This window comes from Pseudomonas lactucae, assembly GCF_036688725.1.
Lineage (GTDB): Bacteria > Pseudomonadota > Gammaproteobacteria > Pseudomonadales > Pseudomonadaceae > Aquipseudomonas > Aquipseudomonas lactucae.
In genome coordinates, this window is the sequence record NZ_JAQQPT010000006.1 from 44,525 (window position 1) to 71,201 (window position 26,677).

At 60.8% G+C, this 26,677-nt stretch carries 22 protein-coding genes; 6 read left to right on the forward strand and 16 right to left on the reverse strand.

Annotated features, from left to right (window positions below):
* Window positions 1-239 precede the first annotated feature (239 nt).
* The 8 genes from ettA to V6M90_RS08115 form a co-directional block, all read right to left on the reverse strand.
* Window positions 240-1,904: an energy-dependent translational throttle protein EttA gene (ettA, locus tag V6M90_RS08080; RefSeq protein ID WP_003176197.1), complete on the reverse strand. Its 1,665-nt coding sequence runs from the start codon at window positions 1,902-1,904 to the stop codon at window positions 240-242.
* 103 nt (window positions 1,905-2,007) lie between these two features.
* Entirely contained in the window at window positions 2,008-2,499 is a 492-nt protein-coding gene (locus V6M90_RS08085) for a DUF2269 family protein (protein WP_305427901.1), read from the reverse strand.
* Between the two features lie 83 nt (window positions 2,500-2,582).
* Complete coding sequence (locus V6M90_RS08090) at window positions 2,583-3,362, reverse strand: helix-turn-helix domain-containing protein (RefSeq protein WP_141063470.1); 780 nt, start codon at window positions 3,360-3,362, stop codon at window positions 2,583-2,585.
* 11 nt (window positions 3,363-3,373) lie between these two features.
* Window positions 3,374-4,759 (reverse strand): MFS transporter, encoded by a 1,386-nt coding sequence (locus tag V6M90_RS08095; RefSeq protein WP_078826142.1) that lies wholly within the window; start codon window positions 4,757-4,759, stop codon window positions 3,374-3,376.
* A 10-nt stretch (window positions 4,760-4,769) separates the two neighbouring features.
* Complete coding sequence (locus V6M90_RS08100) at window positions 4,770-5,675, reverse strand: diiron oxygenase (RefSeq protein WP_258317802.1); 906 nt, start codon at window positions 5,673-5,675, stop codon at window positions 4,770-4,772.
* Between the two features lie 10 nt (window positions 5,676-5,685).
* Window positions 5,686-6,594 (reverse strand): TauD/TfdA family dioxygenase, encoded by a 909-nt coding sequence (locus V6M90_RS08105; protein WP_332846303.1) that lies wholly within the window; start codon window positions 6,592-6,594, stop codon window positions 5,686-5,688.
* The gene (locus tag V6M90_RS08110; protein WP_332846304.1) at window positions 6,591-8,147 is read right to left on the reverse strand and encodes an AMP-binding protein; all 1,557 of its coding nucleotides are present in this window, start codon (window positions 8,145-8,147) and stop codon (window positions 6,591-6,593) included. Before V6M90_RS08110 ends, V6M90_RS08105 begins: the two co-directional genes overlap by 4 nt.
* Complete coding sequence (locus tag V6M90_RS08115) at window positions 8,144-8,818, reverse strand: thermostable hemolysin (protein ID WP_305427903.1); 675 nt, start codon at window positions 8,816-8,818, stop codon at window positions 8,144-8,146. Before V6M90_RS08115 ends, V6M90_RS08110 begins: the two co-directional genes overlap by 4 nt.
* 238 nt (window positions 8,819-9,056) lie before the next feature.
* Here V6M90_RS08115 and V6M90_RS08120 point away from each other — a divergent pair, with 238 nt between their 5' ends.
* Together V6M90_RS08120 and glyA are read left to right on the forward strand one after the other, a co-directional pair.
* On the forward strand, window positions 9,057-12,908 hold the full coding sequence (locus V6M90_RS08120) for a bifunctional diguanylate cyclase/phosphodiesterase (protein WP_305427904.1): 3,852 nt from the start codon (window positions 9,057-9,059) through the stop codon (window positions 12,906-12,908).
* A 159-nt stretch (window positions 12,909-13,067) separates the two neighbouring features.
* Entirely contained in the window at window positions 13,068-14,321 is a 1,254-nt protein-coding gene (glyA, locus tag V6M90_RS08125; protein WP_078743630.1) for a serine hydroxymethyltransferase, read from the forward strand.
* An 84-nt stretch (window positions 14,322-14,405) separates the two neighbouring features.
* Here the strand turns inward: glyA and yjiA are convergent, their stop codons facing one another.
* The 3 genes from yjiA to V6M90_RS08140 all read right to left on the reverse strand — a co-directional run bounded on the left by yjiA (window position 14,406) and on the right by V6M90_RS08140 (window position 17,825).
* Window positions 14,406-15,365 (reverse strand): GTPase, encoded by a 960-nt coding sequence (yjiA, locus tag V6M90_RS08130; protein ID WP_003176207.1) that lies wholly within the window; start codon window positions 15,363-15,365, stop codon window positions 14,406-14,408.
* A 180-nt stretch (window positions 15,366-15,545) separates the two neighbouring features.
* On the reverse strand, window positions 15,546-15,743 hold the full coding sequence (locus tag V6M90_RS08135) for a YbdD/YjiX family protein (RefSeq protein ID WP_003176208.1): 198 nt from the start codon (window positions 15,741-15,743) through the stop codon (window positions 15,546-15,548).
* Between the two features lie 15 nt (window positions 15,744-15,758).
* Entirely contained in the window at window positions 15,759-17,825 is a 2,067-nt protein-coding gene (locus V6M90_RS08140) for a carbon starvation CstA family protein (protein WP_141063463.1), read from the reverse strand.
* A 174-nt stretch (window positions 17,826-17,999) separates the two neighbouring features.
* Here V6M90_RS08140 and V6M90_RS08145 point away from each other — a divergent pair, with 174 nt between their 5' ends.
* The gene (locus tag V6M90_RS08145; protein WP_332846305.1) at window positions 18,000-18,368 is read left to right on the forward strand and encodes a PilZ domain-containing protein; all 369 of its coding nucleotides are present in this window, start codon (window positions 18,000-18,002) and stop codon (window positions 18,366-18,368) included.
* A 4-nt stretch (window positions 18,369-18,372) separates the two neighbouring features.
* Here the strand turns inward: V6M90_RS08145 and V6M90_RS08150 are convergent, their stop codons facing one another.
* The 4 genes from V6M90_RS08150 to katB are packed head-to-tail and all read right to left on the reverse strand — an operon-like array spanning window position 18,373 to window position 22,658.
* Window positions 18,373-19,101, reverse strand: a complete 729-nt coding sequence (locus tag V6M90_RS08150) for a hypothetical protein (RefSeq protein WP_141063461.1) — start codon at window positions 19,099-19,101, stop codon at window positions 18,373-18,375.
* A gap of 16 nt (window positions 19,102-19,117) precedes the next feature.
* Window positions 19,118-20,485, reverse strand: coding sequence for a DNA repair protein RadA (radA, locus tag V6M90_RS08155; RefSeq protein WP_003176213.1), 1,368 nt, complete (start codon window positions 20,483-20,485; stop codon window positions 19,118-19,120).
* Window positions 20,486-20,520: 35 nt separating this feature from the next.
* A complete protein-coding gene (locus tag V6M90_RS08160; RefSeq protein ID WP_141063460.1) occupies window positions 20,521-21,060 on the reverse strand; it encodes an ankyrin repeat domain-containing protein in 540 nt (179 codons plus the stop codon).
* A 56-nt stretch (window positions 21,061-21,116) separates the two neighbouring features.
* A complete protein-coding gene (gene katB / locus V6M90_RS08165; protein ID WP_332846306.1) occupies window positions 21,117-22,658 on the reverse strand; it encodes a catalase KatB in 1,542 nt (513 codons plus the stop codon).
* Between the two features lie 287 nt (window positions 22,659-22,945).
* Here katB and mscL point away from each other — a divergent pair, with 287 nt between their 5' ends.
* Entirely contained in the window at window positions 22,946-23,362 is a 417-nt protein-coding gene (gene mscL, locus V6M90_RS08170; protein WP_003176216.1) for a large-conductance mechanosensitive channel protein MscL, read from the forward strand.
* 45 nt (window positions 23,363-23,407) lie between these two features.
* On the opposite strand, the gene V6M90_RS08175 is transcribed toward mscL, so the two are convergent.
* Window positions 23,408-24,184, reverse strand: coding sequence for a ferredoxin--NADP reductase (locus tag V6M90_RS08175; RefSeq protein WP_003176217.1), 777 nt, complete (start codon window positions 24,182-24,184; stop codon window positions 23,408-23,410).
* 456 nt (window positions 24,185-24,640) lie between these two features.
* Between V6M90_RS08175 and V6M90_RS08180 the strand changes: the two genes are divergently transcribed.
* Entirely contained in the window at window positions 24,641-25,363 is a 723-nt protein-coding gene (locus V6M90_RS08180; protein ID WP_003176218.1) for a LuxR family transcriptional regulator, read from the forward strand.
* Window positions 25,364-25,474: 111 nt separating this feature from the next.
* Window positions 25,475-26,599: a methyltransferase gene (locus V6M90_RS08185; RefSeq protein WP_003176219.1), complete on the forward strand. Its 1,125-nt coding sequence runs from the start codon at window positions 25,475-25,477 to the stop codon at window positions 26,597-26,599.
* Window positions 26,600-26,677 lie beyond the last annotated feature (78 nt).

Genomic DNA, 26,677 nt, shown 5'->3' on the forward strand with positions numbered 1-26,677 from the left:
AACTGTATCCAGTTTTACTTGGGTTTATGCACTTAAAAGGGGATTTAAAATCTGAGGGACGCACCAAGAGGTAGACCGCTATCGGGGGCAAGCGCCCTCCCACATTCGACCGCATTTCAAGGTTGGAACCCGATCACATGTGGGGGCGGGCTTGCTCGCGAATGAATTCAACGCGGTATTCCTGAAAATACCCCAAAAAAAACGGAGCCCGAGGGCTCCGTTTGTTCAAACCAGCCCAATCAGGCCAGTTTTTTGTGACGTACGCGATGCGGCTGGGCCGCCGCGTCGCCCAAGCGCTTCTTACGGTCGGCTTCGTACTCAGTGTAGTTGCCTTCGAAGAACACCGCTTGCGAGTCGTCTTCGTACGCCAGGATGTGGGTCGCGACGCGGTCAAGGAACCACCGATCGTGAGAGATCACAATGGCGGCGCCCGGGAAGTCCAGCAGGGCTTCTTCCAGCGAACGCAGGGTTTCAACGTCGAGGTCGTTGGACGGTTCGTCGAGCAGCAACACGTTGCCGCCCTCTTTCAGGGTCAGGGCCAGGTGCAAGCGCCCGCGCTCACCACCGGACAGGTCCTTGACGAACTTCTGCTGATCGCCGCCCTTGAAGTTGAAACGACCGACGTAGGTGCGCGACGGGATTTCATAGTTGCCGATGCGGATCTGATCGGAACCGTCGGAAATCTGCTGGAACACGGTCTTGCTGCCGTCGAGGTCGTCGCGGCTCTGGTCGACGCACGCCAGTTGCACGGTTTCGCCGATCTCGATGCTGCCGGAGTCCGGGGTTTCCTTGCCCATCAGCATGCGGAACAGCGTGGATTTACCCGCACCGTTACCGCCGATAACGCCGACGATCGCGCCTTTTGGCATGGAGAACGACAGGTTGTCGATCAACACGCGGTCGCCATAGCCTTTGCACACGTTCTTGAATTCGATGACCTTGTCACCCAGGCGCGGGCCGGCCGGGATGTAGATCTCGTTGGTCTCGCTGCGCTTCTGGAATTCCTGCGATTGCATTTCTTCGAAGCGTTGCAGACGGGCCTTGGATTTGGACTGGCGGGCCTTGGCGCCTTTGCGCACCCATTCCAGTTCTTCCTTCATGGCTTTTTCGTGGGCCGATTGCTGCTTGGATTCGGCGGCCAGACGGTCGGACTTGGCTTCCAGCCAACCGGAGTAGTTGCCCTCGTAAGGGATACCGGCGCCACGGTCGAGCTCGAGGATCCAGCCGGCGACGTTGTCCAGGAAGTACCGGTCGTGCGTGATCGCAACCACGGTGCCTGGGAAATCGTGAAGGAAATGCTCCAGCCAGGCGACGGAGTCGGCGTCCAAGTGGTTGGTCGGTTCGTCGAGCAGCAGCATATCGGGAGCCGACAGCAGCAGGCGGCACAGAGCCACACGACGTTTTTCACCACCGGACAGGTGCTCGATCCTGGCGTCCCACGCCGGCAGGCGCAGCGCGTCGGCAGCGACTTCCAGCTGGCGCTCCAGGTTGTGACCGTCGCCGGCCTGCAGGATGGCTTCGAGCTTGGCCTGTTCGGCGGCCAGCTTGTCGAAGTCGGCATCCGGCTCGGCATAGGCGGCGTAGACCTCGTCCAGACGCGCCTGGGCGTCCTTGATCACGCTGACGGCCTCTTCGACCACTTCGCGCACGGTCTTGGACGGATCCAGCTGCGGCTCCTGCGGCAGGTAGCCGATATTCAGCTCGGGCATCGGGCGGGCTTCGCCTTCGAACTCGGTGTCGACGCCGGCCATGATTTTCAGCAGCGTCGACTTGCCCGAACCGTTGAGGCCGAGTACGCCGATCTTGGCGCCCGGAAAGAAGGACAACGAGATGTTTTTCAGGATTTCCCGCTTCGGTGGGACAACTTTGCCCAGCCGATGCATGGTGAAGACGTATTGAGCCAAAATGGAGCCCTCTGATGAACGGGTGTAAACAAAGGCCGGTATTCTACGCCAAGATGCCCCTGTGCACAGATGCAGAACGCCGACCGGTGTCGCTCAAGGTGCATCAGAATAGTTTTAGCGCCAGCACCTTCAGGTCCAACGTGCTGTGCAACAGCATTACCAGCAGGATCGCCGAGGTACACAGCGCTTGCCCCAGCACGCCGCGATGGATTTGCCGGGCTGCCGGTTGCCATTGTTCGGCATCCGGGTTGCAGGCTTGCAACACTTCGTTGGCCGGGTCGCGCAAACGCTTTTCCAGCGCTGAATCCAGCACGAAGATGGCCACGCTGAGCAAAAACCAGAGCTCGAAGCAGCGCTTCCAGTCCTTGAGCCAGAACATCAGGATGCCGCTCAGGATCAGCCCCCAGCCGCCCACATTATAAAAACGATCGGTGAACGCCAGCCCGCGCAGCAGTAGAGGCTTGTTGTCAGTGCTGCAGTGTTTGAGCCGGGCCGACAACCAGGGGGCGACCAGCAGCGGCCCGGTCGCCGCGACCGCTGCCAGCGCGTGAAGGATTTTAATTGCGTCGTACTCGATCATCAGGCTCAACCTCATCAGATATGAGCCTCAAGCCTAAGGCAGCGCCATTCTGTCCAAAATGGCTCAGTCCGCCATAAAGCCGAACGAAACGGACAGTTTCAAGCCGCCTTCGCCGCAGCGCCCTGCAAAGTGCTGCGCACTTTCCCGGGGCTGCTGCCGGTGACGCGGCGAAACCAATGACCGAACGAATCGCTGGAAGCAAACCCCAGGTGGTGCGCCAGGCGCTCGTTGGTGTGCTCGACCATCAAGCCGCGATAGGCCTCGACGAGTAACAGGCGGTTATACCACTGGGTGTAGCACAAGCCGGTTTCCTTGCGAAACAGGCGGGTCAGGGTGCGCTCGGTGGCGCCGACTTCGCCGCCCCACTCCGCCAGGCTCTTGCGCCGCCCTGGCCGGGCAATCAATTGATCAGTCACGCGTTTGAGCCGGCCGTCACTGGGCAAGGGCAGCACCATGTTACTGGCCGGCAGTTCGGTGATGTCCTGCAACAACAGCTGCAGGATGCAACTGCGCTGAACCTCTGTCAGCGGCCGGGCGCCTTCCTCGGCCAGTCGATCACACAGGGCAATGACCAGCGCCGAGGCTTCAATCAGTTTGAGGGTGGTGGAAAAATCCTTCGACTGTTCGCGGCCCAGGTACAGCACCGTGAGGTCCACCTGGCTGTACGCGACACCGGCGTGCAGGGTCTGCGGCGGAATCCAGACGGCCATACCGGGCTTGAGCAACCAGCGCTGATCCTGCGTATGACCGTACAGCATGCCTTTTTTCACTAATACAAATTGCCCGACCGGGTGCCTGTGGGGCTCGCCTTCGCCCTCGATATTGGTTAACTGCCTTTCAACGACCATTGCTGAATAATGTGTTTCATCGTAATGCATGCCTACCCCAGTCAGTCTTCTCGTAATCCATGTTGTACAGGCAATCCGTAGGCGAAGAGTAAACCGCATCCCATGACAAGACCAAGCAGCAGGAAGGTGCCTGGATAGGCACTTTCCGGGGGCAGGTGAAGCGCTATGGCGACCATGCCATTGACCCCGAACGCCGCCCCCAGGCTACGCAGGAATTGCACCGTGGAGGTGTAGGCGCCCAGTTGATCCGCTGGGGCGCTGTTTTGCGCAAAGACCAGGGTGGTGGTCGCGGTGAACCCCATGCCGGACCCGATCAGCACCTGGCCGACGGCGATGGCCGGCCAGAATGCCCAGCGCAGGCCCGCCGCGACGCACAGGCACCCGAGCAGCAGCATCGACATGCCGCCTGCCGCCATCGGCCTGAACCCGACGCGCGCCAGGCGCTTGCCGCAGAACGTCGCGCCGGCCACCCAGCCCAGTGCGGCCAGCATGATCAGCGCACCGCTCGACAACGCGCCACCGGCGTCGCCCTGACTGAGGGCAACCGGCAACAGACTCACCGAGGCATAAAGACCAATGCTTGAGGTAACCACCAGCACCAGGGTCGACCCCAGCGCCGGCTGCGCGAAGAAGCCCAGGGGCACCGGGGCGCTGCGCGGAACCTTGCGCACGCGCGCCAGCAATACCAGCAGGCTGATGAGCATGATGACCACCAGCGTCGGTAGCGGATACGCCATCCATGCCAGCGGATGGCCGCTGAGCAGGAACAGCCCGGCACAGGCGAAAATGGCCAGCGCCCCCTGCGCCAGCAGGTCAACATGCCGGCTCGACTGGCCACGCCCCACCGTCGGGGCGAAGCACAGCGCCAACAAGGCCAGCGCCCCCAGCGGCAGGTTCAGCCAAAAGACCGCGCGCCAGCTCAAGGTGCTGCCCAATACCGCCCCGGCGACCGGCCCCAGAATGGCGGCCAGGCCCCATACGCCGCTGAGCATCCCTTGCATATTCGCGCGCCGAGGCCCCTCGAACAGGGACGCCAGCAGCGAATAGGACAGCACGATGATCCCGCCCGCGCCCGTGCCCTGCAGCGCCCTGCCGACAATCAGCATGAGCATGCTCTGGCTGCTGGCGATCCAGGCCGAGGCGCCAATGAATAGCAGCAGGCTGATTTTCATCACCGTACTGACCCCGAAGCGGTCGGCCAGGGCCCCCGCCAACGGCGCGACGAGCGCCAGTGGCAGCAGGAAGCCGGAAACAATCCACGGATACAGCGTGGTGTCCTGCAGTTGCGCATTGATCTGCGGCAGGATGGTACTGACCGCCGTGCTGTCCATCGCGGCCAAAAACAGCGCGACCAGCACCGCCATGACACTCAGCGGGTACTTCCCCTGGCTCACCGACGTCTGTGCAGCAAGTGTTTGCGACTTCATGGGGCACCCCTCAATGAAAGTACTGGGTATGTATCGTGCTGGCGCGAGAGAACGCTTTGACGATATCCGCGGTGTCCACGTCCATGTGTTCATCGACGGTGCGAATCAGGTCCTGTGACTGCACAATTTCCCGGAACCGCAGCGTCATATCCAACTGGGTCTCGGCAGCTTTATTGTTCTGCGTGTAATCCAGGTTGAACGCCGCCTTGATCTGCTCGCCGCTGGTGATGGCCAGATGGGTATTCATCGCCTCGGTGTCGTGGATCAACTGGTGCATGCGCCGACGCTCGGAGGCGGTGAACGACGGAATCACATGTTCGAAGACGAAATGATCGAACTGGATATGCCGCGCCTCATCCAGGCCATGAAAATGCAGGAGGCGCGTCAGCAGGCTGCGCTGCATCGGGTCGAGCACCTTCAACCGACGTTCGAACACGGTAATGATCGACTCGCCCACATAGGCGGTTGCACACAGGGCGGCCAGTTTGATCCTGGGCGAATCATTTTCGTCGTAGAGCGCCCGGCGCTCGTTGAACAAGTTGTCCTTGAGCTTGATGTCGCGCCCGGACAAATGCCGGATGTACTGATAAAAGCTGCTGGCGTGGTTGATTTCTTCGGCGGCGAAACACGACAACGCGCCATACAGGGAGTCCCCCGCGCCGAGGGTGTCGTTGTCGGACTGGGCTTCGCAGAGAATCCGCGTCATGGTGTTGGCCACGTGCATCTCGATTTCGGCCAGTTGCCCCAGCTCTTTGTATAGGTAGGCCACCGCTTTTTCTTCCTGGCCAGCCTCCCCGACCAGGGCCGTGGAGAGAAACTGCAACTCGGCGTCGGTGCGGGCGGCAGTCCATTCCATGCGGTTGGGGTGCAGGTAGTTGATATGGGCCAGCTCATTAATGTTTTTCAGGGCGTTCATCGGCGAGTTCTCAATGGGCATAGGAAAGGGCGTTGAAGATGGTACGGGCCGGGTCGTCGATCGCTCGACGCCCGTGCATGACGCGGGTGTTGTCGATCAGCACCACATCGCCGTGCTGCCAGCCGACGTCGACGGTAAAGCGCTCGCACACCGCCGCCACCGCCTGCAGCAGCGCAGGATCGAGCGGTTCACCATCGGCAAAGGTGATGAGCGGTGCTTCGTAATGGTTGGAAGGGCCAAAAATGCTGTTGGCGAAACTCGGCCCAGCCTCGTCTGAAAGCTGGCTGTGGCGGATGGCGGGAGTGCGAAAGCGGTACGTGATCGAATCGTCTTCATTGAGTTCGATCTGCGCGCCGGCGTTGCCGGCGGTGAGCGACACCAGGTCCTGCAACACCACGGACTCGATATGGGTGGGGGCCCCTTCCGTCTGCGCCAACGCATGCAAGGCATAGGTCTTCCACTTGATAGCCTCGACACGACGAGCGTATTGGATGTCGCGCTCACTGAACGCCGCACGGTGTTCGGGCGCCAGGTGCCGATACACCGCCTTGCCGTCGCACAAGGTCGTCTGCGACCCCCTCGCCGGCGCGACCTGGCAATAGAACCAGCAGAGATCCGGCCAGAAAGGGCTGTTGCCGTTTTCACAGTGCAGGCCCACCGCGTCCAGTCCAGCGTCGACTTTCTGCGCCGTATCGCCATCGAAGCTGCGTGCGGGGTCCAGGCTGATCCGGCTGCTGCTTTGCCGTACCAACCGGGAGAACGCGTCAATGCTGTGCTCAAAACCACGCAGTACCAGATAACCATGGGTCATCAGCCACTGCTTGAGCACCTCGGGTTCCAGTGCATCCAGTTGCCGCGGCCCCTGGGGCGTAACGATCAGGCCGGCGTGGGCGGTGTGGGGGGAAGTCGTGAGCGTCATGCGCAAATCCTCGCGGTATGGGCATCCAGAAACGCAGGCACCTGGTCGCGACGGGGCCGTCCGGTCACGGTGAACAATCGACCCATGACCTCCTCGCTGCGCGGAATCAGCAATGGCTGCGCAATCTGTTCAATCTCGTTGAGGTGCGTGCGGGCGAACGCTGCGATGGCGGCGCCGACGTCGGCCGGGTCGGCCTGGACGTCGATGATGAACACCCCGCCCATGAACGCCTGCCGGTCGCCGTAGACAATCGCCTGCTCCACGCCCGGTACTTGCCGGTAAGCAGCTTCGAGCCATTCGGGCGAGACGTTGCGACCATTGCCGGTGATGATCATGGTTTTCTTGCGACCGATGATGCTGACGAAGCCATCGGCGTCGATCCGGGCCAGGTCGCCGGTGTGCAGCCAGCCCTCGGCATCGATGGCGCAACTGCTGGGGTCTTCATTGGTGTAGCCGGCAAACAGCGAACTGCTGCGCAGTTGCAGCTCACCGTCTGCGCCCAGGCGCAATGTGACGTGCGCCAGCGCTTGCCCGACGCTGCCCAGGCGGTTCGCGCCACGGAAATTCCAGGTCGCCACCGAGCTGTTTTCGCTGAGGCCATACCCTTGAAACACCTCAATGCCCGCTTGCTGCAGGCGCATCAGGACCTCGACGTCCACAGGGCCGCCACCGGCCGCCAGCAACGGCAAGCGCGGCGTGCCGAACAGGTGTTCGATACGTTCGGCGGGCCCCAGGCTGTCGGCGCGCCGGGCAATCGCCTCGACCAGCGCCGGCGTCAGCGTCATGGCGGTGGGGCGTGCCTGGCGGATCACGTCCAGTCGGTCTTCGGCGATCACCCCCGGGCTGCCCAGGGGCGCGAGGCCGGGCGCGGGCAGCAGCACCGCGCCGCCGGAGGTCAAGGGCATATAGAGCGCCGTGACCTGCTCGATCAACAGACTCAAAGGCACCAGCACCAGGTAGCGCTGATAATCATCGCGCCGCGCCCGCTGCCACAGGGCCTCGACCAGCGCCCCCAAGCCGTCGCGTCGAATCTTCACGCCTTTGGGGCGCGAGGTCGTACCGGAGGTGTGAATTACCTTGATCACGCTGTCGGCGTCGCTATCCGAGGCAGGGCACGGTATTTCGCCCGGCGAGGCCTCATTGGCCACCGACACGCGGCGAACCGGCGCCGATAGCACAAGCCCGGCGCTACGCCACAGGTCCAGGGTGCGTGCGCCCATTTCATCGACCAGAACCTGCGTGCACCCCTGCAACAGATGCCGCGCCTGATCCACGGAAAACGCCAGGGGCACGGGTACCTCCACGCGTTCGCCGAGCATTAATGCCAGATCAGCCAACACCCACTCGACGCTGTTAACCATGACCAGCCCGACCTGACCGGCCGCAGGCGTTTCATCGCTCAGGGTGTCCGCCAAGCGCTGCGCCTGGACCACCAGTTGCCGATAAGTGAGCGCTACCGCCTCGGGCGCCGCGCAATCGGACGCCAACTGCACCACGGCAGGCGCATCCGGTGTGCGCACGGCCTGGGCGAGGATTTCATTCAGGACCTTCATGCCGCCACCTGCTCGGTGTGGGCGGCCAAGTGGTCAAACGCCGAAAACTTCAACCGACCGCAATACTGGTTGAACAGGTGTGAGCATTCTTCGAGGAGAATCACGCCGGTCTGCGGCGATTGCGCGTAGTAAGTCCCCCACTGCTGCCGCTCCTGCGGCGACAGCCGGGTACTTTCAGCCTCGCCCGTGACCCGCAAAGGGATCCCGTGGTATTTGAGCAAGACGCGCAACCTGCGCGTGGAGGTGCACAGAATGGCTTTCGCGCCCATGAACCAGGCCAGTATCGGCAGCGCCTTGATGATTTCCGCCGCGGCATGGGAGTCGTCAGACGCCAGCGAGCCGATTTCGACGATGTGCTCACGCCGCAGGACCTGCTTGCTCAGGCCGGCCAGTACGGTTTCGATAGGCGCATCGAAATAGCGCTCGGAAAAAAGGGGCTGGGTGGGCGACGCGAAGGAGATGCCCGCGCAGGCGGTCAACGCACCGCTGACCACGTTGCGACGCGCCACCAGCCAGTCGGAACCGGGCGTCATCTCGGCCCCGTAGCGGCGCTGATAAATTTCCCTGATATACGCTAATGTTTCCGGTGCACTTTGCTCGCTTCTTCTAATTATTTCGAACCGTGCATGATCATTTTCATCTTGGCTTGAAGTGTGCAGAAAACTATTCATGACGTATCCCTGTGAACGGCATTTGCCTTTCACAAAGCTACGTAACCGCCACCCGGACGAAAATGCTCAGCCAGGACAACAAATCGATTGAACCGGACGACTGACACATCCAGACACAATAACGTTCAGCCGAGCGGGGCTGGCACTTTGCCACAAGCCAGGGCATGCTAGCCGCCCTTCGGAGTCCAGCTTATAGTGCACGTCGCGCTCCAATCCAGCCAAACCGCAGGATCACAGCTTGTCCAAAGTCACCCCGCCAGCCCCCTTGCGCGCCGCTCATATAGCGTCGGGAGCGCCTCTGCACGGTACCCTCAAAGGCGCGTTGGCGACGCTCGTCCTCATGCTGCTCGCCTTATTATTCTGGCAATTGCTCGACCAGTTGCAGCAAAACCAGAAAAACCAGCAGCAATACACCATCGACTACAGCGCCGACCTGGCGGAACAGATCAGCCTGAACATGGCCCTGAGCGCCAAGATCGCGTTGAACCTGCTACCGATGGTCGAGCCGCCCCATGACGCCGAACAGCAACAAGCCTTGACCCGCACGCTGCAACGCTCCCTGCCGGAGCTGCGCAGCATTGCCGTGCTCGCGCCGAGCGGCGCCATGATCAGCGACAGCGCCACCGACAGCCAGGACAGCCCTTTTCTCGAAGACCTGGTGCAGCGCAGCCACGGCCAGTCTTACTACCTGAGCAACAATGACGACGGCACCCTCATCTACCTGTTGCTGCATCAGCCCAGCGGAGGTTCGAGGCTCTACTGGGCGCTGCGCCTGGCGCCCGACTACCTGGCCAATCTCACTCACCAGGACAACGACGGCCAGCGCCCCATGTGGGTCATCGAAAATCGCCTGAACCAACGCTTGGTCAGTCGTGACAGTGGCCTGCCGACGCAATGGGCCAATACCCTGACGCCGGACGAGCTGAGCAAAAGCGTACTGGTCACGCCCCTGAGCAAAAGCGACTGGCAATTGCGCGGGTTGTTCGACCGCTCCGCCGTGCTGGAACAATTGCTCCCGGCGTTTATCGGCAAATGCCTGCTGGGCCTGGCGTTCTCGCTGATCCCGGTGATCGTGCTGTTGAACATGCGTCGCCGCCAACGCCAGGTACACGAAGGCCGACGGCGCTACCAGGATATTTTCGAAGGCACCGGCGTGGCCCTGTGCGTGCTCGACCTTTCGGGCCTGAACAGCTTTTTTGACAAGCCGTACATGCAGACCCGTGAGCAACTGCGTCTTTGGTTGCAGGACCATCCCGATGGGCACAAGCGACTGCTCAAGGAGCTGCGCATCACCGAGGTCAACCAGGTGGCGGTGCGCCTGCTGAACGTGTCGTCTTGCGAGGACGCCTGGGAACGGCTTATCAATGATTGCCCGGACAACGCCACCTCCATTGGCCACCGGATACTCGACGCGGTGCAGACCCACCAGAACCAGCTGGAGCTGGAAATCCAGTGTCAGGACGTGGTCGGCAACGAGCAATACCTGTGGCTGGTGATGCGCTTGCCGGAGCAGCAGGACGATTTCAAGGCAGTGATCCTCAGCATCAGCGATATCACCAGCCGCAAGCTGATCGAGCTGTCGCTGGTGGAGCGCGAAGGTTTCTGGTCGGACGTGGTGCGTACCGTGCCCGACCACCTGTATGTGCAGGACGTGATCAGCCAGCGCATGATTTTCAGCAACCACCACCTGGGCCACACCCTCGGCTATACCAAGGCCGAACTGCAGCAAATGGGTGAGTACTTCTGGGAAATCCTGCTGCACCCCGAAGACGCCGAGCACTACCACGACTTGCGCCAGCAACAGCGCCAGGCCGGCTATTGCGCCCAACTGCACTGCCAGTTGCGCTTTCGCCATCGCAACAACGCATGGCGACGCTTCGATATTCGCGAACAGGCCCTGGCCAGGGACAAGAGCAGCCAGGTCACGCGCATCATCGGCGTGGCCAAGGACATTACCGACCAGATAGAAGCCAGCGAATCCCTGCGCGACAGCGAACAACGCTACCGCATGCTGGCCGAAAGCATCAGTGACGTGATCTGTTCCACCGACAGCCGGTTGGCCCTCAACTACGTCAGCCCATCGGTCAATGCCGTGCTGGGCTACGACGTGGACTGGGTGTTCAAGAACGGCTGGCAATCGATCATCGCCAACCCAAAACAACTGGCCGGCATCTACAGCCTGATGGAGCGGGTCAGCCGCGCGCTTGGCGACGTCCAGGCGCTGAACACCCTGCGCGATGAAGTGCAGACCCAGCTGTTCCTGTTCGATTGCCTGCGCGCCGACGGCCGCAAAGTGCCGATCGAGTTGCGCCTGGTGCTGGTGTGGGACGAACACGGCGCATTCGAGGGCATCCTCGGTGTGGGCCGCGACATCAGCCAGCAACGCCGCGCCGAGAAAGACCTGCGCATGGCCGCCACGGTCTTTGAACACTCCACCTCGGCGATCCTGATCACCGACCCGGCGGGCTATATCGTGCAGGCCAACGAGGCGTTCAGCCGGGTCAGCGGGTATGCGGTGAGCGACGTACTCGACCAATTGCCGAACATGCTCACCGTCGATGAACAGCAGGAAGCCCACCTGCGCTACGTGCTCAAGCAACTGCACCAGCACAGCACCTGGGAAGGCGAAGTGTGGCTCAAACGCCGCAACGGCGAGCATTACCCGGCCTGGGTCGGCATTACCGCGGTGTTCGACGATGAGGGCGACCTGGCCAGCTACGTGTGTTTCTTCAGCGATATCAGCGAACGCAAGGCCAGCGAACAGCGCATCCACCGCCTGGCCTATTACGACGCCCTGACCCACCTGCCCAACCGCACGCTGTTCCAGGACCGCCTGCACACCGCGTTGCAGGCCGCCGAGCGGCAGAAGTCGTGGGTGGTGCTGATGTTCCTCGATCTTGACCGCTTCAAACCGATCAACGACTCCCTCGGCCACGCCGCCGGCGACCGCATGCTCAAGGAAATGGCGACTCGCCTGCTCGGTTGCGTGGCCGAAGACGACACCGTGGCGCGCATGGGCGGCGATGAGTTCACGTTGCTGCTGCAACCGCGGGTCAATCGTGAAATGGCGCTCAACCGTGCGATTCATGTGGCCGAGCAGATCCTCGCCAGCCTGGTCAAACCCTTCGTACTCGAAGGCCGCGAGTTTTTCGTGACCGCCAGTATCGGCATCGCCCTCAGCCCCCAGGACGGCAACGAACTGAGCCAGCTCATGAAAAACGCCGACACCGCGATGTATCACGCCAAAGAGCGCGGCAAGAACAACTTCCAGTTCTACCAGGCCGACATGAACGCCAGCGCCCTGGAACGCCTGGAGCTGGAAAGCGACTTGCGCCACGCCCTGGAACAGAACGAATTCGTCCTGTATTACCAGCCGCAGTTCAGCGGCGACGGCAAACGCCTGACCGGTGCCGAGGCCCTGCTGCGCTGGCGTCATCCACGTCGCGGGCTGGTGCCGCCGGGGGACTTTATCCCGGTGTTGGAAGAATTGGGCCTGGTGGTGGACGTCGGCGACTGGGTGATCAGCGAGGCCTGTCGCCAGCTCAAGACCTGGCACCAGAACAAGGTGCGCGTGCCGAAAGTCTCGGTGAACATCTCGGCGCGGCAGTTCTCCGACGGGCAACTGGGCACCCGCATCGCCACCATCCTCAAGGACACCGGCCTGCCACCGGCGTGCCTGGAGCTGGAGCTGACCGAAAGTATCCTGATGCGCGAAGTCAACGAAGCCCTGCACATTCTCGACAGTCTGAAAAACCTGGGCCTGAGCATTGCGGTGGACGATTTCGGCACCGGTTATTCCTCGCTCAACTACCTCAAGCAGTTCCCTATCGACGTCTTGAAGATCGACCGCACCTTCGTCGACGGCCTGCCGTCCGGCGAGCAGGATGCACAGATCGCCCGCGCGATTATCGCCATGGCCCACAGCTTGAACCTGGCGGTGATTGCCGAGGGCGTGGAAACCCATGAGCAACTGGACTTCCTGCGTGAGCATGGCTGCGATGAGGTGCAGGGTTACCTGTTCGGGCGGCCGATGCCGGCGCATCGGTTCGAGGCGCAGTTCAGTAATGATGCGCTGTTCATGTTCGACTGACATGCTGTGGTGGGGCTTGCTCCCGATGAGGCCGGCACAGACCCCGCCCATCCCCAGATGAGCCCCGCTTGTCCGCGACATGATGTCCTTTCATATGCCATCTAAAACCCATTGGGTTAGAATGCCCTCCTTTTCTGCCCCCGATCCTTGAGGACCGCCATGTTCAGCCGTGATTTGACCATTGCCAAGTACGACGCCGATCTCTTCGCCGCCATGGAGCAAGAAGCCGTGCGCCAGGAAGAGCACATTGAGCTGATCGCTTCGGAAAACTACACCAGCCCCGCGGTCATGGAGGCTCAAGGTTCGGTTCTGACCAACAAATACGCCGAAGGCTACCCAGGCAAGCGCTACTACGGCGGCTGCGAGTACGTCGACGTGGTTGAGCAGTTGGCCATCGACCGTGCCAAGGAGCTGTTCGGCGCCGATTACGCCAACGTTCAGCCGCACGCCGGCTCCCAAGCCAACAGCGCCGTATACCTGGCCCTGCTGCAAGGTGGCGACACCATCCTGGGCATGAGCCTGGCCCACGGCGGTCACCTGACCCACGGCGCCAGCGTTTCCTCCTCCGGCAAGCTGTACAACGCCGTTCAATACGGTATCGATGCCAACGGCCTGATCGACTACGACGAAGTCGAGCGCCTGGCGGTCGAGCACAAGCCAAAAATGATCGTGGCCGGTTTCTCTGCCTACTCGCAGATCCTGGATTTCCCGCGTTTCCGCGCAATCGCCGACAAAGTGGGCGCGTACCTGTTCGTCGACATGGCCCACGTGGCCGGCCTGGTTGCCGCAGGTGTCTACCCGAACCCGGTGCCTTACGCCGACGTCGTGACCACCACCACCCACAAGACCCTGCGCGGTCCGCGTGGCGGCCTGATCCTGGCGCGCGCCAACGCCGACATCGAGAAGAAGCTGAACTCCGCCGTATTCCCGGGCGCCCAGGGTGGCCCGCTGGAGCACGTGATCGCCGCCAAAGCGATCTGCTTCAAGGAAGCGTTGCAGCCTGAGTTCAAGACTTATCAGCAACAAGTGGTGAAAAACGCCAAGGCCATGGCCGGCGTGTTCATCGAGCGCGGCTTTGATGTCGTGTCCGGTGGTACCGAGAACCACCTGTTCCTGCTGTCGCTGATCAAGCAGGACATCTCCGGTAAAGATGCTGACGCCGCTCTGGGCAAAGCCTTCATCACCGTGAACAAGAACTCCGTACCGAACGACCCACGTTCGCCGTTCGTCACCTCGGGTCTGCGCTTCGGCACCCCGGCTGTGACCACTCGCGGCTTCAAGGAAGCAGAGTGCAAGGAACTGGCCGGCTGGATCTGCGACATCCTGGCCGACCTGAACAACGAAGCCGTGATCGACGCGGTGCGTGAGAAGGTCAAGGCCATCTGCAAGAAGCTGCCGGTGTACGGCGCTTGATTGCAGTGGTTTGAATAAGAAGCCCGGCTCTTGAGCCGGGCTTTTTTGTGCCTGAAATAACGATGTCCTCAAGCTGAAATACGGTCAGGGTTGGTGAACCTTGGCAAAGCCTTCACGAATCTTGTCTTCCGGCAACTCATCGGCAATAAACACAATCACACTTTCGCGCGTCTCGCCTTCGGCCCATTCGGTATCCCAGTCAAAGCCATAGAGCTTCAACACGCCCTGGAACACCATGCGCCGGTCTTCCCCGGCAATGTTCAGCACGCCCTTGTAGCGCAGCAGTTGCTTGCCGTGGTCTTCCAATAGCTCATTCATGAACTCGCTGAGGCGGTCGATATCCAGCGGCTGCTCGGTACGCAGCACCAAACTGGAGATGCGGTCGATGGACGGTGCCTGGCTCACCGGGCGCAGGCTCATGCCGGCGTTGAGGTTGAAGCCGCGTACATCGAGCAGTTCGGCTAAATCAATCTTGCCGTGCTCGACCACGCGAATCGGCGCACGGCGGTTGATGCGGGTCAGGCGATCACTGAGCGCCTCGAAGGTGGCGTCGTCCACCAGGTCACGCTTGCTTACCAGCAGGCGGTCGGCGAAACCGATCTGGGCCTGGGCGATGGTCTGGGTCAGGTGATGTTCGGCGTGCGCCGCGTCCACCAGGGTGATAATGCCGTCGAGGATGTAACGCTCGCGCAATTCTTCATCGATGAAAAAAGTCTGGGCCACCGGCGCAGGATCCGCCAGGCCGGTGCATTCGATCACCAGACGGTCAAAGGCGATCTCGCCGCTGTCCAGGCGCTCAAGCAACAGGTACAGAGCCTTGGTCAGGTCCGTGTGGATGGTGCAGCACACGCAGCCGTTGGACAGGGTCATGACCTGCACCGGCTCTGCGCCCAACAGCTGGGTGTCGATGCCGGCGTCACTGAATTCGTTTTCGATCACGGCGATTTTAAGGCCGTGCTCGGCTTTGAGCAGATGGCGCAGCAAGGTGGTCTTGCCGGCACCGAGGAAACCGCTGAGGACGGTCACTGGAATGGGAGAGGACAAAAGAAATTCTCCTTGAAGAAACACTGAAACAAATGTGGGAGGGGCGGTGCGACGATTCGACTTGCCGCCGATAGCAGTGTGTCAGGCACTTATATGCCACTGACACACCGCTATCGGGAGCAAGTCGAATCGTCGCACCGCCCCTCCCACAGTAGATCACCACTGGCCCGAACTATCGGGTCAACAGCACTTGGGCCCACCCTTGCCGCCGTAACGGGCCTCCTGGCGTTCCCGGAAGAACGCCTTGTAGTCCATCATCGGCTTGTCGGGGTGCTTGGTTTGCATATGCTCGACGTAGGTGTCGTAGTCGGGCATGCCGACCATCAGGCGCGCGGCCTGACCGAGGTATTTACCGAGGCGACTGATGTCATTGAACATGGTTGCAATCCTCGATCATGCGTCAGGTACGGCCTGGAACGGGGCTTCTTTATCCGTACGCTCTTTGTGGCCCCAGGCTTTGATGCCAACCTTGAGCGCATAGAACAGGATACTGAACACCACGAACAGGAACAGCGCCGTCAGCGTCGCGTTGGTGTAGGCGTTGTAGATCACGTGCTGCATCTGGTCGATGCTCTTGGCCGGAGCCAGGATCTGGCCGCCGGCCAGCGCATCGCTGTACTTCTTGGCCAGCGACAGGAAACCGATCGCCGGGTTCGCGTCGAACAGCTTGATGAAGCCAGCCGTGGTGGTGCAGATCAGCAGCCAAACGGCCGGCAACAGCGTCACCCAGATGTAGCGTTGGCGTTTCATTTTGATCAGCACAACGGTTGCCAGCATCAGCGCAATACCCGCCAGCATCTGGTTGGAGATACCGAACAGCGGCCACAAGGTGTTGATGCCACCCAGTGGGTCGATTACGCCCTGGTACAGCAGGTAACCCCACATGGCCACGCAACCGGCGGTTGCGATCAGGTTGGCGGTCCAGGATTCAGTGCGTTTGAGCGCCGGCACGAAGGAACCCAACAGGTCCTGCAGCATGAAGCGACCGGCACGGGTACCGGCATCAACCGCGGTCAGGATGAACAGCGCTTCGAACAGGATCGCAAAGTGGTACCAGAACGCCATGGTGTTTTCACCCGGCAGCACACTGTGCAGGATCTGCGCGATACCCACGGCCAAGGTCGGTGCACCGCCGGCACGCGCCAGGATGGTGGTTTCACCGATGTCATGGGCCACGGCCGACAGTGCCTCAGGGGTAATTGCAAAACCCCAGCTGCTGACAGTCTGCGCCACGCTGACCACGTCGCTGCCGACAATCGCCGCCGGGCTGTTCATGGCGAAGTACACCCCAGGCTCGATCACCGAGGCGGCAACCATCGCCATGATGGCCACGAACGACTCCATCAACATGCCGCCGTAGCCGATGTAGCGGGCGTGGCTTTCACTGGCCAGCAACTTGGGCGTGGTGCCCGAGGAGATCAGCGCGTGGAAGCCCGACACCGCGCCACAGGCGATGGTGATGAACAGGAACGGGAACAGGCCGCCCTTCCACACCGGGCCAGTGCCATCGATGAACTGGGTCAGCGCCGGCATTTTCAGGTCGGGCATGGTGACCAGGATGCCGATCGCCAGGGCGATGATGGTGCCGATTTTCAGGAAGGTGGAGAGGTAGTCACGCGGTGCCAGGATCAGCCACACCGGCAGTACCGCCGCCACGAAGCCGTAGCCGATGAGCATCCAGGTGATCTGGATCCCGGTGAAGGTAAAGGCCTTGGCCCAGACCGGGTCAGCGGCAATCTGCCCGCCCAGCCAGATCGAACCCAGCAGCAACGCCACGCCGATGATCGAGATTTCACCGATACGGCCCGGGCGGATATAGCGCATGTAGATGCCCATGAACATCGCGATCGGGATGGTCGCCATCACGGTGAAGATGCCCCATGGGCTCTCGGCCAGGGCCTTGACCACGATCAGCGCCAGCACCGCGAGGATGATGATCATGATCAGGAAGCAGCCGAACAGCGCGATGGTGCCGGGGATGCGCCCCATCTCTTCACGCACCATATCGCCCAGGGAACGGCCGTTACGACGGGTGGAGAGGAACAGGATCATGAAGTCCTGCACCGCACCGGCCAGCACCACGCCGGCGATCAGCCAGAGCGTGCCGGGCAGGTAACCCATTTGCGCCGCCAATACCGGGCCGACCAGCGGGCCGGCACCGGCAATCGCCGCAAAGTGGTGACCGAAAAGAATGTGTTTGTTGGTCGGCACATAGTCCAGACCGTCGTTGTTGAGCACTGCGGGGGTGGCCCGCCGTGGATCGAGTTGCATCACATTGTTAGCGATGAACAGGCTGTAGTAGCGATAAGCGACCAGGTAGATGGCCACCGCGGCAACCACAATCCACAAGGCATTGATCGCCTCGCCGCGGCGCAAGGCCACTACGCCAAGGGCGCACGCTCCTACGATTGCCAGCACCAGCCAGGGTAGGTGGCGTAGCAGGCTATTATTATTTTTCATTTTTATATTCCAGCCAGGGTGGACAGAAAGGACAGCCACTCGGAGTTTAGCGCTGTTGGCTTTAAAGGCCACCCCCCTACGTTGGTCTAGAGCCTTGCAACGGCAAAAAAAGCCGAAATAAAGGCCGAATGATGGCGCAGGGCTACACTGCTTCCATCCACTGAGGGTTTCACCATGACCGATCACCCGTCCGACCGCCGCTGTTTCCGCCGGATCGCGATTGATGCCAAGACTGAACTTCGGCAAAACGGCCACGAATGGTCAGTGAAATTACATGATTTGTCGCTGAAGGGCTTGTCGATAAAACGACCCGAGCCCTGGAAAGGCAATAAGGCACTGCCGTTCGAAGTCGACATCCGCCTGGATCCGAAGGCGCATATAAAAATGCAAGTAAAGCTGACCCGCGAAGACGACGACCAATTAGGCTTTGTGTGCAAGGAAATCGACCTGGACTCGATCAGCCACTTGCGGCGGCTGATCGAGTTGAACCTCGGCGATCAGGAGGAATTGGAGCGGGAGTTGGGCGCGTTGCTGAAAGCGTGATGGTTCAGGGAAACGCCGCACGCGCTGGAAACTCGCTTTCCATGTCCCAATAGCCTTTTTTCTGACTCAACGCGCCCTGCCACTGCCCATCGACAAAACGATAGGTCTGGTAGCGGGTGGTGAAGTCATCCTCGCCATCGCCTTCCATGAACGACGACACCTGCAACAGTTCATCAACCCCACCGGCAGTCGGTGTCGCCACCTTCCAGTCAGCCTTGCCCGTGTGGGCCAGGGTCAAGGGCTGGACCTTGCCGTCAGCGCTCTTGTAGCTCATCGGCTTGAGTTGCTGTTGGACCGGCTGCAACAGTTGAGTGGCCGGGCCGCTGTAGGTGCCCATCGGCGCGGTTTCATCGATGGTCAAAAAATATACAGGCTCAGGCAACCCCTTGAGCGGCGCCTTCTTGATCTGGGCCAACGGATAGCCGAGGCCCTCTTGCGCGATCTCCTCACCGGAGGCCGACACCAGGCGCACCCGCGCCTCAAGCAGCGGATGCTCCGCCAGATCGTCGGGCTCCTCGAACGCGTCCTCGAGCTGCCCGCCGCCCCAATTGTCCTTATGCATCTGGGCGCTGATGCGCTGGTCTTCCAGCACCTGCAACTCGCTGCCCTGCGCGGTCACCCGTTTTTGCGCCAGGCGATACCCCGCAGGCAGCTCGACCGCCCACGCCATGGCCGGCGATACGGCCAAGGCGATAAACAGCGCTGCAATTGCCCCATAACTCGATCGTTGCATAGCGTCCCTTCCTGATTTATTCGAAAAGTGCATCCAACGCCTGCTCCAGGCGCGTGACCCCAATCACCTGCAACCCTGCCGGCGCTTCCTTCGGCGCGTTGCCCTTGGGCACGATCGCGCGCTTGAAACCGTGCTTGGCGGCTTCCTTGAGGCGCTCCTGGCCGCTGGGCACCGGGCGCACTTCGCCGGACAGGCCGACCTCGCCAAACACCAGCAAATCGTGGGGCAATGGCCGATTACGCAGGCTGGACATCACCGCCGCCATCAACGCCAGGTCGGAGGCGGTTTCCAACACCTTGACCCCGCCCACCACGTTGAGGAACACATCCTGGTCGTGGGTAGGAATACCGCCATGCCGGTGCAATACCGCCAGCAACATCGCCAGACGGTTCTGATCCAGACCCAGCGTTACCCGGCGTGGGTTGGCCAGATGGCTGTCGTCAACCAGCGCCTGCACTTCCACCAGCATCGGGCGGGTGCCTTCCCACGTTGCCATTACCACGCTGCCTGGGACTTCTTCCTGGGCGCGGGTCAGAAAAATCGCCGAAGGGTTGGAGACTTCTTTCAGCCCCCGGTCAGTCATGGCGAATACGCCCAGCTCGTTGACCGCGCCGAAACGGTTCTTCACCGCCCGCAGCAAGCGTAAACGCCCGTCGGATTCGCCTTCGAAATACAGCACGGTGTCGACCATATGCTCCAACACCCGTGGCCCGGCCAAGGCGCCCTCCTTGGTCACGTGCCCGACCAGGAAGATCGCCGTGCCGCTCTGCTTGGCATAACGGACCAGCAACGCCGCACTCTCACGCACCTGGGACACGCCGCCCGGTGCCGATTGCAGTTGCTCGGTGAAAATCGTCTGGATCGAGTCGATCACCATGACCTTGGGTTTTTCGATGCGCGCCGTGGCGATGATGCTTTCGATGCAGGTTTCGGTCATCACCCGCAGCTGGTCCTGGGGCAGGCCCAGGCGACGGGCGCGCATGGCCACTTGTTGCTGGGATTCTTCGCCGGTGACGTACAGCGCCGGCATGCGGCTGGCGATGCTGCACAGGGTTTGCAGCAGGATGGTCGATTTACCGATGCCGGGGTCGCCGCCGATCAGCACCACCGAGCCGTCCACCAGGCCACCGCCGAGCACTCGGTCGAGTTCGCCGGAGGCGGTGGAAAAGCGCGGGATTTCTTCGACGCTGACTTCAGCCAGGGTCTTGATCTGCGCCTGTTGCCCGGTCCAGCCGGCACGCCCGGTGGGAGCCGCGGCGCCACCGCTTTCGATCATGGTTTCAGTGAGGGTGTTCCAGGCCCCGCACTCTCCGCACTGGCCGGCCCACTTGGGAAAGGTCGCGCCGCACTCCGTGCAGCCGTACATGCGCTTGGCCTTTGCCATTTGAGAACCTCCAACCGAAAAACCGCGATGATAGCTCAGCGCGACGCCGGGGTCCGGATTTCACCGCTGGCCAATCGTGAAGCGCTGTTGCCGACCGGGTCTTCGGCGTTGAGGTCGGCGCCCTTGGCTTTCAAGGCATCGAGCAATTCCACGCGTTTGAACAGGCCTGCGTACATCGCGGCGGTCTGTCCGGCGCCGTTGCGTTGGTCCGGGTTGCAGTCGGTTGCCAGCAGACGCTGGGCGATTTTCAGCTCGCCCTTGAAGATCGCGCCCATCAACGCGGTGTTGCCACGTTTGTCCTGCACACAGGCGTCGGCACCGGCGGCGAGCAAACGGTCCACATAGGCGCCTTCACCGTGGTACGCGGCCAGGATCAGGGCGGTGTAGCCCTTGTCGTCCTGGGTGTTGAGGCTGTAACCGGAGTCGATAAAGGTGTTGAGCATGTCGACATCGCCACGGCGGGCGGCGTCGAAGTAATAATCCTGAAGCTGTGCCTTGAGTGCCGCAGGCTCGGGGGACTCGGCATGGGCGACAAGGGCCAGCATGGCCATCAATAGGCCAATAGCAATACGCATAAGGGTTCTCCTGTCAGAGGTCGACGCCCCAACGGGCGTCGACCGGAACCAACGAATCAGTCCGTCAGTTTTGCAGCCAGCGCTTTCACGCGCGCCAGGTCACCCTTGGCAACCTTGGCCACGCCAGTGCCGTACTCAGGGTCGGCTTTGTAGAGGAACGACAGGATGATGTGCTTGCTCTCATCATCGGTGGTGGCCAGGGAGCCGCCGAAGTTGTCGATCAAGTCCTGGCGCTCTTTCTGGTTGTAGGAGCGGTACAGGTCACCGGCCTGCTTGAAGTTCTGCTCACGCTGGATCTTCGCCTGTTGGGTGCTGCCGGTCAGCGCCGACTGGCTATAGCGCGCGGTTTGCGGCTCTTCGCGCGGCATCAGGCGGCTTGGCTGGTAATTCACGCCCGTGGTGGTCTTGCCGGCGTTCATCGCGCCGTCCTGGTTACCGTTGTTCACGGTGACTCGCGGGGCGTTGATCGGCAATTGCAGGGCATTGGCGCCCAGACGGTACATCTGCGTGTCGGCGTAGGAGAACACCCGGCCTTGCAGCAGGCGGTCTTCCGACGGTTCGATGCCCGGCACCAGGTTGGCCGGGGCCATGGCCACCTGCTCGGTTTCCTGGAACACGTTCGCCGGGTTGCGGTTCAGCACCATTTGCCCGACTTTGCGCTCGGGTACGTTCGGCCAGATTTTGGTGGCGTCCAGCGGGTCAAAGTCGAACTTGGCCAAGTCTTCCGGTTTGAGCACTTGCACATACAGGTCCCACTTGGGGAAGTCGCCCTTATTGATGTGCGTGACCAAGTCGTTAGTCATATGGCTGTAATCACGGCCCTGCACCTCGGCGACTTGTTTAGGGTCCAGGTTCTTGATGCCTTGCAGGCTCTTCCAATGGAACTTGACGTAGTGCACTTCGCCCTTGGCGTTAATCAACTTGTAGGCATGTACGCCATTACCGTCCATTTCCCGATAACTGGCCGGGGTGCCCGAGTCGGAGTACAACTCGGTCAACGTGCGGGTCGACTCAGGAACATGGGAGAAGAAGTCAAAGCGACGCGAGTCATCATCCAGGTTAGTGCGCGGGTCCGGTTTGAAGGCGTGGACCATGTCCGGGAACTTGATGGCGTCGCGGATAAAGAATGTCGGGAAGTTATTGCCGACCAAGTCCCAATTGCCCTCGGCGGTATAGAACTTGGTGGCGAAGCCGCGCGGGTCGCGCAAGGTTTCCGGCGAATGGTTCCCGTGCACCACGGCGGAGAAACGCACAAATACAGGCGTGGCTTCGCCGGCTGCGAAGACTTTGGCCTTGGTCAGGTCGCTGAGGTTATCGGTGACCGTGAAGGTACCGTGGGCGCCGGTACCACGGGCATGCACCACGCGCTCGGGGATGCGTTCGCGGTCGAAGCGTTGCAGTTTCTGGATGAGCTGCACGTCTTGCAGCAGCACGGGGCCGTTGGCGCCGGCGGTTTGCGAGTTCTGGTTGTCGCCGACAGCGGCACCGTTATCGCGGGTCAGGTTGGCGGCCTGCACCGACAGGGAAAGCAGGCTGGCGGTCGCCAATACCAGCGCGTGACGCGCCAGGGCTGGCCCACGGCTCATGGGAGTATTCATCAAGGTTTCCTCTGGTTTTTTTAATGCACATTCAGTTGTGCTTGCCAGAGGCTAGTGACCCGCGAGTCAGAAGATAAATAGAAAAAGCCCACCAGGGCGATTGAGAAAATAATGTGGTAAGCCCCTGAAATGGCGCGTATTTCGCGCGCGATTGGTGGCACTTTGCAAACTATTTGCGTTTTAATGTGTCGATTAAAACTAACAGTGTTAACCGTTGTGTCCGGCAAGCCCGCCATGACTGACTTACACTCAGCTCCACCCTCCTCATCTGTAACAAGGAATAACCTATGGGCGTGATCAGTGAGTTCAAGGCCTTCGCGGTCAAAGGTAATGTGGTCGACATGGCCGTCGGTATTATCATCGGCGCAGCCTTCGGCAAAATTGTTTCCTCGTTTGTAGGCGACGTGGTGATGCCGCCGATTGGTCTGTTGATCGGTGGCGTGGACTTTGGCGACCTGGCGGTGACGCTCAAGGCTGCCCAGGGTGATGCACCCGCCGTGGTCCTGGCGTACGGCAAGTTTATCCAGAGCGTGATCGACTTCATCATCGTCGCGTTCGCAATCTTCATGGGGGTGAAGGCGATCAACCGCCTAAAGCGTGAAGAGGCAGTGGCCCCAAGCCTGCCGCCAACGCCGAGCAAGGAAGAGGTATTGCTGGGCGAGATCCGCGATCTGCTCAAGGCGCAAAATGACAAGCCGCTCTAGGCCTGGCGTGGTTTAAAGAAAGGCGCCTCTTGGGGCGCCTTTTGTTTACCAGTAGTTTTCCACTGCTACCTGGCCCGGTCGGCGGCTCAGGCTTAGTTGCAGGTCGCGCTGCTTGAGCAGTTGGCGGGTATCGTCGACCATCTGCGGGTTGCCGCAAATCAGTACGCGCGAGTGCTCGGGGGTCAGCGCCACGCCGGCCGCTCGCTCCAGCTCGCCATTTTCGATCAGCGTGGTGATTCGTCCGTTCAAAGCGCCCGGGTGTTGCTCCCGCGTGACAATAGGAATGTACGTCAGCTTGTGGGCGTATTCGGCCAGATACTCACGCTCACCCAGCGTCTTGATCAACGCTTGGTACGCCAGCTCTTTGGCTTCGCGTGCGCTGTAGACCAGGATGATGCGCTCGAATTTCTCCCACACCTCGAAGTCCTGCAGGATCGACAGGAATGGCGCCACCCCGGTGCCGGTGCCCAGCATCCACAGGTCACGACCGTCCACAAACCGACTCAGGGTCAGAAAACCCGTGGCCTGGCGCTCCACCATCAACTCATCACCCACCCGCAGGCGGCTCAGCTCACTGGTGAATTCGCCGCCAGGGACCACGATCGAGAAGAAATCCAAATGTTCATCAAAGGGTGACGACACCACGGAATAGGCACGCCAGACCGTACTGCCATCCGCCTTGGTCACGCCCAGGCGCACGAACTGGCCGGCGGTGAACCGGAATCCCGGATCGCGGGTGGTGCGCAGGGTAAACAGGCTGGGGGTCAGCGATTGCACATCGAGCAATGTCTGGCGGGTAAATTTTTCAGCACTGGCCGTCATGGGGCACTCCGTTTTGCACAGGCCTCTAGTGTCCCTCAAAGCGGTACGCGCTAACACCGATGATTTGTAGTGAGATTGCATGGCAATGTTCACGGTAGACGATGAGGTGATAAAACCATACTTTCAACGCGGCTAATTAGTATAAAAACTCAAGTCACGACCCCACTAATTATTTGGCTATTAGCACTCTTATCCATACGCCGCTCATTGCAACACGACTGCCAACTGCCATTGATTAGCCACTACTGATAACTTCCTAATACAACTAATGTTTCCCTCCACAGCGCAATTACCTGCACAACAAATCAAGACTTGTATAACTTTTAAAATTTAAGTAATTCCATCTATATAACGTTTTTTTCTCCTCAAAAAGTAGTCCTTATCCTACACTCAGTTCCGTGTCGCAATGGGATCAGGACGTACCCCAAGACACCCCATACTCATGGAGAGTTACCGATGCTTAACTGGCGAAACACACGGCTCCCCAAACTGGAAGACGAGGACCAGATCACCAGTGTTTTCGAAATGGTTATCAACGAGACGTACTCACTCGGCTTCCAATTTTGTTCCTTTAAAATGAGTACCCAACAACTTGCAAACCAAAAAATCATATTTGAAAAGAGCAACTATCCAAACGAATGGAGTCACCTTTATAAACAAGCCAAATTCGCAGATGTAGACCCTGTCGTCGCCCACTGCCAGCGCTCCGTTCTGCCGTTTGTCTGGAAAGAAACCGCCTTCCAGGGCACCCCTCATTTGTGGACGCTCGCCCAATCCTGTGGCGTGCACTTGGGGTGGACCCAACCACTGCATGGGCCAAGAGGCGTATTCAGTATGCTGACGCTGAGCCGAAGCAAACGGGAGATCAGCCCCGAAGAGCTTTACGAAAAAGCCGGTAATGCCCTATGGCTCTGCCATGCCATGCATACCGTGGTGGCGCACAAGTACGCGAACGAACCGGATGCCGTGCCCTGTAATAACTTGACGCCGCGCGAGCTGGAAGTCCTGCGCTGGTCAGCCCTGGGCAAGACTGCAGGCGAGATCGCCAAGATTCTGTGCCTGTCTGAACGTACCGTCGGCTTTCATAACTGCAGTTCAATGAGAAAACTGGGGGTCAATAATAAAATCGCGGCCATCATGAAGGCCGCCAAAGCCGGTTTCTTTAACGACCTCATGTAATCCTTGCGGAAAAAACGTAACATTCTCGACCAGTTCCGGGTGAGGACGCGGCTTCCAGCCTCCCGTCGCCGTTCACCCAGATGGTTCGATTACCCAGAGTTCTCTCCCGCCATGCCCCTGCTCGACAGCCCCTTCGCCCAGCTCGATCTGATCCGCCAGCCCGAACAGCACAACGATCCGCTGCAAGCCTTCGATGCCGCCGATGAGTACCTGCTCAGCTACCTGGCAGAACAACAGCCTGCTGCCGTCACCCGCGTGCTGGTGCTCAACGACAGCTTCGGCGCCCTGGCGGCCAGCCTTGAAGGTCGGGTGCAGGTGGTGTCCAGCGGTGATTCATTTCTCGCCGCCCAGGGGCTGGAAAAAAACCTGGTGCGCAACGCCAGAGCCTTTGATGCCGTGACGTTTATCCCTGCCAGCCAAACCCCGAACGGGCCTTTCGACCGCGTACTGATCCGCGTGCCCAAGACCCTGGCGTTGTTGGAGGAGCAACTGATCCGCCTGCAAGGCCAACTGGCACCGGGCGCCGAAGTGATCGCCGGGGCGATGGTCAAGCACCTGCCACGGGCGGCCGGAGAATTGCTGGAGCGCTATATCGGGCCGATGCATGCCTCGTTGGCCGTGAAAAAAGCACGGCTGCTGATCGCGACCCTTGCAGATCGGCCGGCGGGCGTCTCGCCCTACCCCACGCGCTATACCCTGGAAACACCCGCCATCGAACTGCTCAACCACGCCAATGTATTTTGCCGCGAAGGCCTGGACATCGGCACGCGCGCGTTCCTGCCGCACCTGCCTGAAAACCTGGGCAGCGCGCGCGTGGCGGACCTGGGCTGTGGCAACGGCGTATTGGCGATTGCCAGCGCGCTGCAAAACCCCGACGCGCAGTACACCCTGGTGGACGAGTCGTATATGGCCGTGCAATCGGCGGCGCAAAACTGGCAGGCTGCCTTGGGCGCTCGCGACGTGACGGTCCGCGCCGGCGATGGCCTGGCCGGCCAGGAGCCGCAGTCCCTGGACGTGGTGCTGTGCAACCCGCCGTTCCACCAGCAGCAGGTGGTCGGCGACTTCCTCGCCTGGCGCATGTTCCAGCAGGCCCGCGAAGCCCTGGTGGTCGGCGGTGCCCTCTACATAGTCGGCAACCGTCACTTGGGTTATCACAGCAAGTTGGCGCGCTTGTTCCGCGGTGTCGAGCAAGTGGCGGCGACACCAAAATTCGTCATCCTCAAGGCGCGCAAATAAAAAAACCCTGCCCTTGCGGAACAAGAGCAGGGCTTGCCCCTTGAGTCAGCAGGCAGCGGGCCGCAAGACGCGGATCGG

What these genes read in the sequence shown, in the direction of transcription:
- V6M90_RS08135 (WP_003176208.1), bottom strand. Translation starts at nt 15,743, where the DNA reads ATGTTCAATGACATCAGTCGCCTCGGTAAATACCTCGGTCAGGCCGCG.
- V6M90_RS08100 (WP_258317802.1), bottom strand. Translation starts at nt 5,675, where the DNA reads ATGAACGCCCTGAAAAACATTAATGAGCTGGCCCATATCAACTACCTG.
- V6M90_RS08160 (WP_141063460.1), bottom strand. Translation starts at nt 21,060, where the DNA reads ATGCGTATTGCTATTGGCCTATTGATGGCCATGCTGGCCCTTGTCGCC.
- V6M90_RS08180 (WP_003176218.1), top strand. Translation starts at nt 24,641, where the DNA reads ATGCTTAACTGGCGAAACACACGGCTCCCCAAACTGGAAGACGAGGAC.
- glyA (WP_078743630.1), top strand. Translation starts at nt 13,068, where the DNA reads ATGTTCAGCCGTGATTTGACCATTGCCAAGTACGACGCCGATCTCTTC.
- V6M90_RS08105 (WP_332846303.1), bottom strand. Translation starts at nt 6,594, where the DNA reads ATGACGCTCACGACTTCCCCCCACACCGCCCACGCCGGCCTGATCGTT.
- V6M90_RS08175 (WP_003176217.1), bottom strand. Translation starts at nt 24,184, where the DNA reads ATGACGGCCAGTGCTGAAAAATTTACCCGCCAGACATTGCTCGATGTG.
- V6M90_RS08090 (WP_141063470.1), bottom strand. Translation starts at nt 3,362, where the DNA reads ATGCATTACGATGAAACACATTATTCAGCAATGGTCGTTGAAAGGCAG.
- radA (WP_003176213.1), bottom strand. Translation starts at nt 20,485, where the DNA reads ATGGCAAAGGCCAAGCGCATGTACGGCTGCACGGAGTGCGGCGCGACC.
- V6M90_RS08185 (WP_003176219.1), top strand. Translation starts at nt 25,475, where the DNA reads ATGCCCCTGCTCGACAGCCCCTTCGCCCAGCTCGATCTGATCCGCCAG.
- V6M90_RS08150 (WP_141063461.1), bottom strand. Translation starts at nt 19,101, where the DNA reads ATGCAACGATCGAGTTATGGGGCAATTGCAGCGCTGTTTATCGCCTTG.
- katB (WP_332846306.1), bottom strand. Translation starts at nt 22,658, where the DNA reads ATGAATACTCCCATGAGCCGTGGGCCAGCCCTGGCGCGTCACGCGCTG.
- V6M90_RS08085 (WP_305427901.1), bottom strand. Translation starts at nt 2,499, where the DNA reads ATGAGGTTGAGCCTGATGATCGAGTACGACGCAATTAAAATCCTTCAC.
- V6M90_RS08115 (WP_305427903.1), bottom strand. Translation starts at nt 8,818, where the DNA reads ATGAATAGTTTTCTGCACACTTCAAGCCAAGATGAAAATGATCATGCA.
- mscL (WP_003176216.1), top strand. Translation starts at nt 22,946, where the DNA reads ATGGGCGTGATCAGTGAGTTCAAGGCCTTCGCGGTCAAAGGTAATGTG.
- V6M90_RS08140 (WP_141063463.1), bottom strand. Translation starts at nt 17,825, where the DNA reads ATGAAAAATAATAATAGCCTGCTACGCCACCTACCCTGGCTGGTGCTG.
- V6M90_RS08145 (WP_332846305.1), top strand. Translation starts at nt 18,000, where the DNA reads ATGACCGATCACCCGTCCGACCGCCGCTGTTTCCGCCGGATCGCGATT.
- V6M90_RS08110 (WP_332846304.1), bottom strand. Translation starts at nt 8,147, where the DNA reads ATGAAGGTCCTGAATGAAATCCTCGCCCAGGCCGTGCGCACACCGGAT.
- V6M90_RS08095 (WP_078826142.1), bottom strand. Translation starts at nt 4,759, where the DNA reads ATGAAGTCGCAAACACTTGCTGCACAGACGTCGGTGAGCCAGGGGAAG.